9 protein-coding genes are annotated in these 11,886 nt (G+C 39.8%); 4 read left to right on the forward strand and 5 right to left on the reverse strand.

The window, feature by feature from the left end; translation table 11 throughout:
* Nucleotides 1-1,192 precede the first annotated feature (1,192 nt).
* On the forward strand, nucleotides 1,193-2,095 hold the full coding sequence (locus FS373_RS27905) for a sensor domain-containing diguanylate cyclase (RefSeq protein ID WP_152831088.1): 903 nt from the start codon (nucleotides 1,193-1,195) through the stop codon (nucleotides 2,093-2,095).
* A 385-nt stretch (nucleotides 2,096-2,480) separates the two neighbouring features.
* Here FS373_RS27905 and FS373_RS27910 read toward each other — a convergent pair whose 3' ends face one another.
* Nucleotides 2,481-3,437, reverse strand: coding sequence for a hypothetical protein (locus FS373_RS27910; protein ID WP_152831090.1), 957 nt, complete (start codon nucleotides 3,435-3,437; stop codon nucleotides 2,481-2,483).
* Nucleotides 3,438-4,178: 741 nt separating this feature from the next.
* On the opposite strand from FS373_RS27910, the gene FS373_RS32300 reads away from it, so the two are divergent.
* Nucleotides 4,179-5,828, forward strand: coding sequence for a methyl-accepting chemotaxis protein (locus FS373_RS32300; protein WP_221937421.1), 1,650 nt, complete (start codon nucleotides 4,179-4,181; stop codon nucleotides 5,826-5,828).
* A 148-nt stretch (nucleotides 5,829-5,976) separates the two neighbouring features.
* On the opposite strand, the gene FS373_RS27920 is transcribed toward FS373_RS32300, so the two are convergent.
* Nucleotides 5,977-6,132 (reverse strand): ATP-binding protein, encoded by a 156-nt coding sequence (locus tag FS373_RS27920; RefSeq protein ID WP_144046895.1) that lies wholly within the window; start codon nucleotides 6,130-6,132, stop codon nucleotides 5,977-5,979.
* A 123-nt stretch (nucleotides 6,133-6,255) separates the two neighbouring features.
* On the opposite strand from FS373_RS27920, the gene FS373_RS27925 reads away from it, so the two are divergent.
* Nucleotides 6,256-7,131: an NAD(P)-dependent oxidoreductase gene (locus FS373_RS27925; protein ID WP_144046894.1), complete on the forward strand. Its 876-nt coding sequence runs from the start codon at nucleotides 6,256-6,258 to the stop codon at nucleotides 7,129-7,131.
* Between the two features lie 70 nt (nucleotides 7,132-7,201).
* Here the strand turns inward: FS373_RS27925 and cdd are convergent, their stop codons facing one another.
* Together cdd and sbcB are read right to left on the reverse strand one after the other, a co-directional pair.
* Nucleotides 7,202-8,092 (reverse strand): cytidine deaminase, encoded by an 891-nt coding sequence (gene cdd / locus FS373_RS27930; protein ID WP_144046893.1) that lies wholly within the window; start codon nucleotides 8,090-8,092, stop codon nucleotides 7,202-7,204.
* A gap of 95 nt (nucleotides 8,093-8,187) precedes the next feature.
* Complete coding sequence (sbcB, locus tag FS373_RS27935) at nucleotides 8,188-9,603, reverse strand: exodeoxyribonuclease I (RefSeq protein ID WP_152831092.1); 1,416 nt, start codon at nucleotides 9,601-9,603, stop codon at nucleotides 8,188-8,190.
* A gap of 166 nt (nucleotides 9,604-9,769) precedes the next feature.
* On the opposite strand from sbcB, the gene FS373_RS27940 reads away from it, so the two are divergent.
* Nucleotides 9,770-10,948, forward strand: a complete 1,179-nt coding sequence (locus FS373_RS27940) for a tyrosine-type recombinase/integrase (protein ID WP_152831094.1) — start codon at nucleotides 9,770-9,772, stop codon at nucleotides 10,946-10,948.
* A gap of 307 nt (nucleotides 10,949-11,255) precedes the next feature.
* Here FS373_RS27940 and FS373_RS27950 read toward each other — a convergent pair whose 3' ends face one another.
* Nucleotides 11,256-11,801 (reverse strand): GNAT family N-acetyltransferase, encoded by a 546-nt coding sequence (locus FS373_RS27950; RefSeq protein WP_322619577.1) that lies wholly within the window; start codon nucleotides 11,799-11,801, stop codon nucleotides 11,256-11,258.
* Nucleotides 11,802-11,886 lie beyond the last annotated feature (85 nt).

An 11,886-nucleotide genomic window follows, 5' to 3' on the forward strand; every position in this document is an offset into this window, starting at 1 on the left:
ATAAAAACAGTCTGTAAATTCAGCAGTCATACGATCAAATTTAAAGTATAGTGTTTTTTAACTCAATACTTTTTAATTTATGCTTAAGATGAACAATGTATCTGTTTAATTCTATCCAGATGTAAAGTAATGATCATTACCTGAACAGTCATCATCTAAGTATGCTGTTTTCTTACTCTAACCTTGTAATAAACCTCAGTAGCTTTATTGTCTTTTTAACTCCATGAAATCAGTTTCACTTAGAAAAACAAACAGCAGAACTAGTTGGTCAAGAACAAATTGTACAGGTACAGTGTGATATTTAGCTTGTTTTATTTGGCCATGGCTATCAGTTTTTGTGATGTTTAAGATGGTCTAATCGCGATTGCGGAACTCATATTTACAATATCAACATACAGTAAGAAATACGTCGAGACTTAAAGAGTGTTAGAAGTGGTTTTTTATAAAATTAGAACTTAGCTGATTCGACGAACTTTGCAAGAGAACCTGAAAGATACCTGTCCGGTTGAGTAGGTTGAATTATTATAATTTGACTTTAAAATCGAACCATTGATGATGTAATGAAAAATTCATACATGAAGAAACCTACCTACTTACGGGCTGGCTCTAAGATGTTCTCCATCTTAGAGCACTTAGTGACGATGAATGAACGGATTCGTGCTAATAGACTCTATTCTGTTTCCTTAACGTTCCTGTTTGGGTTGTTGATTGTTTAGTCAGATCATAGCCTTCCTCTAGTCCTAACCGCGAGATGATCCTGTGCGGCCGTTTTAATTTAAGACAGTAAATCGCCGTATGGATCTGAAAAGATTGTAATAGATAAGAATAACAGTAATGTCGCGACATACGTTCGCTACATAGCTAGTACTGGTTTACTTTGTTGTTGAACTATTAAAATTACAAAGCTTAATCATATCGTAGAGCCGCCTTTATCGATAAAGTAGCGCACTAAATAACAGATTAACAATGATGTTGGCACAGTTGCATCCTTAACTATTCAATAGTGTGTAGAGCAACTGTTTTAGAATGTGCAATAGAACCGCAGTTCACGGTAAGTGTATAGGTAGTATCAATACACTCGAATGGCGGTAAATGAATAGACAATTTGATCATAGGCACAGATTTTAGTATTCGAAACGTTTACACAAAAATTGAGTGGTTATGTCGTTAAACGTAATAAATGAGGTACTAAATGAGAGAATTAAGTGATATTAAGACTTTTCTTGAATTTCTAGGCGACGCTATACTGGTCACTGATAAGAATACTAATATTATATTTGCTAATACCCCCTGTTTAGCGTTGTTTGGGTACACTCAATCTCAATTTTCAACCATGCGCGTTAACGATTTAGTCAGCTCTAATGTAAAAGAATCGCATTATGAGAAGATGAAATCTTACATCAGTAATAAATCACCCGCTAAAGTCATGATGTCACGGGGAGTGATGCCTTGCCTTAATTCAAATGGTGAGGCGTTTCACGCAAGAATATCCATCGCTACCATGGAAGTTAATAATGACACATATGGTTTAGCCATTATCCAAGATTATTCATTTGTGCACAATACGATTGAAGAGTTAAAGAACGCTGCTAACACTGACAACCTAACTGGCACATACAACCAAAGGTATTTACATGAGGTCGTCAATGGACTTTATCGATCTATATCGTTATCTAAATCAGTTGGTATGATATTTTTTGACCTAAATAAATTTAAGCCCATAAATGACACTTATGGTCATGAAACAGGTAATTATATCTTACAAAAAATAACTGAACGGCTGAATTCTGAATTGAGATCGGATGATTTATTATTTCGAACGGGTGGGGATGAATTTGTTATTTTGTTCAACATCTTTAATCATGATAAATATCAAAGTGAGCTGAAGTCTTTTGCCATAAAAATTAGTGAAATCATCTCAACAACAATATCTCTACCTGAGCATAATTTATTTTTAAACGTCAGTGCCAGTATAGGCATCGGAATATACCCAAATGACACTGATAAGCTAGCAGATTTGGTTGCACTCACAGATAAAGCAATGTATGAATCAAAATCCCGAGGCTCCACATTCTATCTTGTCAGTGACTTGTAGTGGTCCTGTTGCATCTTGACGGTAAGGAATTTGAAAGTTTTCTCAGCACAACAGCTCCTTGCCGTAACCAAGCTCAAATGAGCGTTCATCACAAACTATAATTATGACCAGGTTGTTTTTTATCCGGTTCGCTTTTAGCATAGCGCTTGAGTGATATAGCAATCTCAAGGTTGATTTCAACAGATATATATATCATTCATCCCATAAAAAACCACCGGTTAAGGTGGTCTTGTTGGATGGGTGTTAATAAGCTAATCTAACCATCACTTAGCGATGCAAGTCATCAATAGAGCTGAGCAAGAAAAAGTAAGGCCTTAAAAGGCTTGAGTAACTGAAGCGACGACTTTGCGGATCTTTCACATCAGAAAGATCACAGCAAATTTTCTTATTCGCTTTCCCAAGCCAAGCTTGTTAAACCTACGCTGGTATCAGTAAATGCGACTTCTCCAGGTGCAGGACTGTAGATGATGTTTGCAGTCATTGAAGATAGGGTCACTTTAGAATTTAGTAGCCTGAGTGTTTCACCATTCCCCACAGTAAAGTCAGAGCATATTGTTTGGATCCTGGTTAATTGTTCATCAGTAGGTAGGATTGATACGTCTAGAACATTCAACTTAGCTTTTGTCACCACAGCTAAACGCCAAATTTGATTTAACATTGAAAGATCGTGTAATTCTGTCGCCTTCTCTTGTTTCAACGATGCGCTAATTGGGTAAACGGCATCACTGCTCTGACTAACAGCCACTAGGCAGATATCGGAATCAGTAGAGCCTAAAGTCGGATCTGAAAACCGATTGATAATGCTAAAATAATCGCCTATTTCTGCATTACTATCTAGTTCCTCTATAAACGCAACTGGATCTACACCTTCAATATCTGCTTCTTGGGGAGTCACAATCAAATAGCCAGCGTCCTTGGCGACATTAATATCTCTTTCTAACTTCCACGGTTTATTACCATCACTGTTATTCACTTTCAGCTTTAATTTTTTATTCACTTGACTCATGTGAATTTGAACACTTTGGTCATTACCACTACGCCACACTTGTTGAGTCATATTAGAATGAGTTTTATTTAGATTTGAAAAAACCAAACCTGAATATCCATTACCTTTAGGTAATCCAATCGAAAAATTAATGGCCTCACTTCTCATACTGATAATATTTAGATGTAAAGGTAAGTAATCTTTTTTCAAATTTTGAATACCGTTTTCAAAGTAAGCTGGGGTTACTTTTGATTCAGAGGGGACGGTTTTATCCCCCTCATCAGAACTTGAACCACCACATGCGCTAAGTAAAGATAAGCCAATAGCTATTACTGTGGTTTTTATGACAATGTGCACTTTGTGTTCCTTTTATCTTCTTTATTAATCACGGCTCATAGAGAGTCGCATTGAATACTGTAGAAGGTGAGTTAACTTTTGTAGTTTAAAGTTTTGAAGTAGCATGATAAGCATTGGTTCAACAATAACATGATGAACAAACATAACTTAATATTTAAAAGGTCGTTCATAAAATAGCCGTTCCAAAACCAAATTCGCTTTAATTACACTATCTGTTTAGGGATAAGTATTATTAGTATGAAACTAAAACTAACATCGATTATAACTGAGTTAAAAGTTAATATTAGCTGTCTGACAAGGCAGCTAATAAGACACTTTAACTTATGATTTAATTTGCGTGTGTTTATATTATCGGACTAGAGCGTAATCGGTATTTGTTATACTTAACCTTAAGTATTTATGGTGTGTGCAACAGGCTGATATTTTAATAGTGAATCAGATTAAATAATTAGGGGACTCTGGGTTAAACACCCTAAGGGATTCTACGCACATATTGTAAATGGTAAAAAATTCCCGACGAAGTATTATCGAGGGTTACTCAAATATCTGACTAAGTACTTAGCTTCTCCATGAATAGTAGTATCTAGGATAACCCGTGTTACTGATGGATATGTTAGCTATTATTGTTAACCACATAAAAGTAAGTAGTGTGAATATGAATGTGTTGAAGCCGAGGTGTTTATTGGCTGGCGGAGAGACATAGAATAACGTCTTACTACAAAAAGAGGAGAGATTTGAATTATGTTAAAGCGTCATTTATATTGTTTCGGTAGTTTTATTATTATATCGATCTCATTTTTTCTGTTTATTTTTTATTTATATTCATTATCTAGTGCAAGGTCAGAAAAATTTACAGAGGCATCATTAAGTAGCGTGATGATGCTCACAGAGTTTCTTCAAACAAGCGCGGATTTAACTAGCAATATTAGAATGTATGCATCATCAAAAGATGAACTGTTTTTAAAGCGTTATGAAAATATCGTTAAATGGAGAGGAGGTGAGATCCCACGACCTAATTTATCAATTAAAGGAGGCGAAATAGTGTCACAAAGGGATATACTCATAGGTTTAGGGTTTATTGGAGAAGAAATGAAGTATTATGATAAGAGTTTTTCTTTATCTAATCAATTAGTCGTTCTCGAAACTAAAAGTGCAAATATGATGAAGTCTGGAAATGTAAGTGGCGCTCTAGATTTATTATACTCTAAACAATATAAAGATGAGCTGTATAAAATACACCACCCTGTTCAGCAACTGTTAAAATTAGTTGATGCTAGGCTTAAGAGTTCCAAGAATTACGTTAAGGAAGATTTATCCAACTATACCAAAATAATAATTACTTCTTCCTCAGTCTTAATAATCGTTACTTTATTTTATTTTGTATTTATTTATAAGTATTTGCTTAACTCTGTTGGTGGAGAGCCTGTAAATATTGAGGGGATGGTTTCCGAACTTGCTAACGGTAACTTATCTCAAATATTTACAGTGACAGGTAAAGAAACTGGTATTTATGCTTCGGTTATTAAATTAAATGAAAAACTGTTAGGTGTGATTAACACTTCACTTTTTATATCTGATAATGTCATGTCCTCTTCTGAAGAACTTACAACTGTAATGACAAATACAGCTAAAAATACACAAAGTGAATTATCACAGATAGAAGAGATATCAACCGCTATCAGTGAGTTATCCAGTACTTCAAAAGAGGTATCGTGGAATGCGGTTCAGGCCGAAGATGAAACAAGAGAAGCCATTGATAATGTTCAGAAAGGGAATAAAGTCTTAATGCAGTTGATTGTATTGACACAAAGTATCAATACTTCGGTGCAAGAAACAGCTAATATGATTGAAGAGCTAAAAAATAGCACTAATATAATTAGTGACGTCACCAATATAATTAGTGCTATTTCTGAGCAAACCAATTTATTAGCCTTAAACGCAACGATTGAAGCGGCTCGTGCTGGTGAGCAAGGACGGGGGTTTGCTGTAGTTGCGGATGAAGTGCGTGATTTAGCAGGGAAAACACAGAAATCAACAGAAAACATTCAAGGGATTATTTCAAAGCTTCAAGCTCAATCGGAAAAATCGAATGACAATATGATTGCGAATGTGATTTCTATTCGAGAGTCGGTTAAATTATCTGAAAATGTAAAAGCATCCTTTGACGACATTTCTCATTCCGTTCAAGCCATATCAGACATTAACGCTTTAGTTGCTGCTGCTTCACAAGAGCAATACAGCGTGACAGAAGACATAGCGAAAAACACAACAAGAACGTTTGATTTGGTGAATGAAAACGTTGCAGCTGTAGATCAGACACTGCAAGCTTCACAAGAACTTGCTACACTGGCTGAAAGACAGAATCAAGTATTGTCTTTCTTTAAGGTGTAGTGGCTCAGACTTGATCTGACAGTTACCAATTTTTTGGAAGGGTGTAGTTGTAACGTCTCGCTTTGGCTTTGTTGAATCGCTCAAACTTTAATAGATGAACAAGCCTGTTTATGGCTACGGTCATCGCCGTATCATTAAACCGTTTATGCTACTCTTCAAATGATTGATTTGAGGTGATTATCAGGCTGTGTCGTTCATTTCGGTGAGCTATTAACTCGAACAACACGCTCGTATCCTGAGTATTTTTTTGTACATACCTGATATCATCGACGATAGCACACTGTATTTGGGGTATATGGTGCAACGGAACAGTAAACTATTCAGTCTAGAATAAAAAAGGAGCTTAGCTGATTCGACGATCTTTGTAACAGAGCACCTTGGGGTGCCTTTTTTATACCTGTCTTTAAAATAATAATTAGGAAGTGAGATGGCGAAACTAGCATTTATCGGATTAGGCGTGATGGGTTATCCCATGGCGGGTCACTTGGTTAAGTCGGGGCATGAGGTTAGCGTCTACAACCGCACAGAATCAAAAGCCCAAGATTGGGTCGCTGAATTTGGCGGTAAGTGTCATCTAACACCTAAACTCGCCGCCCAGGGACAAGATATGGTGTTTATCTGTGTCGGCAATGATGACGACCTAAGGCAGGTTACATTAGGCGACGACGGGGTGCTTGCAGGCATGAACTCAGGCACAATTTTGGTTGATCATACAACAGCATCCGCCGATATTGCCAGAGAAATTGGCGCCATTGCGGCCAAAGCTGGCATAGGTTTCCTCGATGCTCCCGTGTCAGGCGGACAGGCGGGTGCCGAAAATGGCGTGCTGACTGTGATGGTCGGTGGTGATGAAACGGTTTTTGGCGAGGCTGTGTCGGTTATCAAGGCATATTCTCGTTGTGTAGAACGTTTAGGTGAAGTGGGTGCGGGTCAGTTGACTAAAATGGTCAATCAAATATGTATCGCGGGTGTGGTACAAGGCTTGGCGGAAGGTTTGCACTTTGCTCGCAGCGCCGGACTCGATGGTGAGAAAGTCATCGAGGTGATCAGCAAGGGGGCGGCACAATCCTGGCAAATGGAAAATCGTTATCAAACCATGTGGCAAGGCGAGTATAACCTGGGGTTTGCCGTCGACTGGATGAGAAAAGATCTCAATATTGCCCTGAATGAAGCGAGAACAAATGGCTCTCACTTACCCTTGACGGCCTTGGTGGATCAATTTTACTCAGAGGTTCAGGCAATCGGTGGCAACAGATGGGATACCTCGAGTCTGTTGGCTAAGTTGGAAAGGAATCGTAAATAGCTCACGAGCTGATCTGTGTATAACAAAAAGGACTGAAATATCAGTCCTTTTTAATGGGATAAAGAAAGGTTTATTCCGGGTCTAGCACGATATGCTCGAGCTCTACTGCGGCGACGGCATGTAGCGCATCCATAGTTGCACCGACTAGGGATATCTTGCCTTGGGCGGATTCGATCAGCACAGCCCGGGCTATCTCGCTAAAGAGTCTGTTGTGGCGAGCCATGGTCGATAGCGCCATCTGCATAGGTAACATAGAGGGATTAAATGCCGCATTCTCGGCATAGCGTCCACAATAGGTGGCACCGTCTTTCGTTTCTAATACCACTGCGGCAAAACTACTGGTATAGGGAGCGTAACTCAGGCTTGCATGGTCTAAGGCTTCGATGATCATGGGATCTGAACTGTCTAAACTTAGCTCATGGACTTGCTTGGATAGCAGTGGTGCTGTGACATTGAGATCCGACGGGCCAAACGCATAAGGCAAGTAGTGTGTGAGTGGTTGCGCTTTTTGCTCAGGTAGGTGGATTCTAACCTGAGCGCCTTCGACTAATTCATTCATAAATTGACGGCAATGGCCGCAGGGAGAAAAATTCACCACGATATCGACTATCTGAGTCTCTCCGCTGAGCCAAGCGTGACTTATCGCACTCTGCTCCGCATGGACCGAGTGAAACAGGGCTTCACCGGGCAACTCCATATTTCCACCCATGTAGATATCGCCGCTTTTCCCTTTAGCAATGGCGCCGACATGGAAATCACTGATAGGGGGTCTGGCAAGCGCCGCCGCTACGGGTAAAAGGGCCAGTAGTAATTTTTCTTCGGTTAAGCCACTGGCTTTAACTAATTCAGCTAATTGCTGGGCATCGATATGGCCGGCAAAATCCTCGTGTAATAAAGGAATGAGTGCATCTGAGAGTGGTTTCGGTAACTGAGAAATACAGTTTATAAATCTATCTTGCATCTGCCATGTCCTACTTTTGTTAAATTCATGAAGATCATATTAGTAAGTGCATTTCAAAGATAATGAGATCTAAGTCGCACTTACCCGACTCAAGCCTATAAATTGCTAAGATAATGACATAAAGCTGTTAGTAACTTCTGTTTCTCTTCATCGTTTGCAGTGTCATTGACCAGGTTTTCTAAACGCATCATATATTCTGGATCGTTCAGCCTGGATTGACAGAAGTCTCTCCACTTCATCGACTCAGACTCATCTAACGTTGCCGGGTAGTTTCTGGCCCGGTATCTAAACAACATCTCCTTGAGCCTCTGATCATCGAAATTGAGCTCAAGGGCCGCCAGGTTTTGTGGCAAGGTATGACGGATAATCTCCATTTTCTCTTTATCTGCCGAGCTGAAGAAGCCACCGCTATAGAGTTGAAGATCGGGATCTTGGCTGCCATTGTCATGTTCTACGTCGAAGACGGCGACCAACTTCTCTCTTAACTCCGGATGCTGTTTCAATAACTTGTATTGCTCTCTGGCGAAGGCTTTATCAATATCGAGTCGCTGAGCAAGCTCATCCGTGAGTATCTTAGGTGATGTCACAAAGGGACATTTATTGATATGTATCTGTTTCACGCTGATAGGCAGTTCATCGGCGGCGAGATCGTCCCTGCGGGTATACATGCGCTCCCTGATCTGCTCTGCATCCAATTCGATAAGAGGCGAGATGTCCATGGCCAGATTGACACAGATAATGGCATTCTTATTGCTGGAGTGATGCGCCACAGGTGCGATAAGCGTGGTGCAGCCATGTTCGGCACTGATTTTAGAACTCACATGGACCAAGGGCTGCATGTTGAGGACATCAAGCTGTTTGCTGACTTCCTGCTTGCGTCTCAGCTGAAAATAATAGTCAAACAGCTTAGGTTGCTTCTGCTTAATGAGTTTTGCCATATCTATGGTGGCATACACATCTGACATGGCATCGTGGGCTTTCTCATGGCTCAGGCCATTCGCTTTGGTGAGGTGCTCTAACTTAAAACTTGGCGTACCATCTTCTTTTAGTGGCCATTCAATGCCTTCGGGTCTGAAAGCGTAGCAGGCTCTGACCAGATCGATAATATCCCAGCGCGAATTTCCTTTTTGCCACTCACGTGCATAGGGATCGATGAAGTTACGATAGAAACCATAGCGGGTGACTTCATCATCGAAGCGGATGGAGTTATATCCAGCCACACAGGTATTTGGCTGACTGAACTGCTCATTAACCTTAGCCATAAATTCCGTTTCTGGCATGCCCTTAAGGTTGGCAAGTTGTGGGGTGATACCCGTGATTAGTATGGCCTCTGGTGAGGGCAGGTAATCGTTTGCCACCTTGCAGTAAAAGGTCACAGGTTCAGAGACGATATTGAGATCCATATCTGTTCTGATCCCGGCAAACTGTGATGGTCTGTCTTTTGACGGGTTTGCACCGAAAGTCTCGTAATCGTGCCAGAAAATTGTATCTTGTTTCTTAGTGTTATTCATAGTTCGCTTATGTATCGAAAATACGAATATTTCATTTGAATATCAGTACTTAAGGGTAAGTTAGGTTCGTTTCTGTTCAACCTTGAATTACAGTGTTAAAATAAAATTGTGCATCATAATGTGCATCACAATTGTTAACAATGTGCATCACGCGAAGGTTGAGCAAATGGCATTATCTGATAGTAAATTAAGGAATATAAAAGCACCTTACCACGGCCCCATTGAGATTGCTGATCGTGATGGTTTAAGTGTACGAATTACAAAGAATGCTGTCATTGCCTTTTATTATCGCTTTCGTTGGCAAGCTAAGCAACAGCGAATCAAAATTGGTCGGTACCCGGATATCAAACTTGCCGAGGCTCGTGTAACTGGGCTGGAGTATAGGCAGCTGTTAGTTGACAACTTGGACCCTCGTTGCCATGGCGTTAATAGAGGTGCTGCCCGGCTGCTTGGTGATATCTGCAATGACTTTATGAAAGCATACGCTCACCCTCAGCTATCGCCAACGACTGTTGTTCTGTATGAAAGCTTTATCTCCAAGTACATAGTGCCAAATTTCAATATCGATGTTGAGCGGTACCGATACACAGAATGGATTAAATTACTCGATGGCGTAAGAGATGATACGACAGCCGCAAACGCCGGCAGTATTCTTAAGCGTTTAAAAACGGTGATACGCTGGTCAAAAGTCCGTGGCGAAATTAAATCATCAGCATGCTTAGATATACCCATTAAGGCAATAGGTGCTCACCAGTCGCGCAGAGAGCGCGTATTAGAGTGGAGTGAGATGGCAGGGTTATGGCGTCAAGTTGAGGCGAGTAGAGCCACACCGAAAACCAAAGCTTGTGTAAAGCTACTTATTCTAACAGGTGCTCGTAATGCTGAGATAAGAGGCGCTGAACGCTGCGAGTTCAATCTTGATAAAGCGATATGGATATTGCCTAAAGAACGCTCTAAAACGGGCAAAATGATTCGGCGGCCATTAAGCAACCAAAGCATCAGTATCATTGAGTCGTTAGATTTTATTTATGGGCAAGACCGGCATTTCTTGATCGAGGGCTTAAGCCAGGGTAAAGCGCTTTCTACGCATGCGCTAAATCGTTATGTGCAACGTCTTAATGAGCAACTCGATTATCCTCACTTTGTACCGCATGATTTCAGGCGAACAATATCAACTCGATTAAGTGAGCAAAAAATAATGCCGCATGTAACCGAAAAAATGTTGGGCCACGAGTTGGGTGGGATCATGGCTATTTACAATAAGCATGATTGGTATGACGAGCAGATCATTGCCTATCAGTTATATTGGGATTTGCTAAAGAATCATATTCTGCAGGGATCTTGAGTAAACCATTTATGCCCCAAAATCAGTTTCACTGATAGAAGAGTTAAGTAGCACAAGTAAAGCTAATGTGAGACGCAACATACAAGACCAGCACCAGAATTATCGTGTGAGCCGGAGCCTAGTAGGCACTGGTACATTTGGGCATCAGTTAGCTTTTTACCAAAGGCTTGGCTTTAGAGCCGAAGAGGTTTTTAAAAACTTCTTCGTTGATAATTATGATGAGCCTATTTACGAAAATGGATTACAGCATTACGATATGTTGAGGTTTACTCTTCATATGTAATCAGCGTATACATTATGTGCTAAATTACACACCGAGATTTATTTTCATTTCAACTAAAGACTTAACAAAACCAACTTTTTCATAAGCTCTTATGGCGGCATCATTTCCATCATAAACATCTAAATACAAGTCAAATATATCCTGTTGTTTACTCCAATCAATAAGACTTTCCATAATCAGCTTATTTATACCTAATCCTCTGTAATCTGGTTCGACATACATAAAGCCAAGATAAGCATGTTTGGTATGTTTAAGTGATTTCTTAGACTCTCTAATTTGAGCGTAACCAGATCCAATAATTTTTCCCTTAAGTTCAGCGACCACTAAGTGGGAAGCATCATCTGTAACTAAATTTTTTAGATCATAATAAATTGCATTTTCAGGCTTTATTGTATTGTTAAAAGGTCGCTCTGCTTCAATTACTTTTTGTTCTAAGTTAAGTAAAGCTAATTGATCTTTCGATGATGCTTTTCTAATAATTAAATTTTTCAATTGGTCACGCAACCTGATTTGATTTTGCACATAACGCCCTAATCTAGGGAATCCCCAGATAATTTCTTTTGTTTTCAAAAGCTAGACACACATGGTGCAATTTGATCTAATCAATTTCGCCAAAAACAAACCAGATAACAACACCATGCGCGATATTAAGATA

The sequence above is a fragment of the Shewanella sp. YLB-07 genome, assembly GCF_009377275.1.

Excerpts from the sequence above, each read along its gene's own strand:
- FS373_RS32300 (WP_221937421.1), top strand. The coding sequence starts at position 4,179 with ATGTTAAAGCGTCATTTATATTGTTTCGGTAGTTTTATTATTATATCG.
- FS373_RS27940 (WP_152831094.1), top strand. The coding sequence starts at position 9,770 with ATGGCATTATCTGATAGTAAATTAAGGAATATAAAAGCACCTTACCAC.
- sbcB (WP_152831092.1), bottom strand. The coding sequence starts at position 9,603 with ATGAATAACACTAAGAAACAAGATACAATTTTCTGGCACGATTACGAG.
- FS373_RS27925 (WP_144046894.1), top strand. The coding sequence starts at position 6,256 with ATGGCGAAACTAGCATTTATCGGATTAGGCGTGATGGGTTATCCCATG.
- FS373_RS27905 (WP_152831088.1), top strand. The coding sequence starts at position 1,193 with ATGAGAGAATTAAGTGATATTAAGACTTTTCTTGAATTTCTAGGCGAC.
- cdd (WP_144046893.1), bottom strand. The coding sequence starts at position 8,092 with ATGCAAGATAGATTTATAAACTGTATTTCTCAGTTACCGAAACCACTC.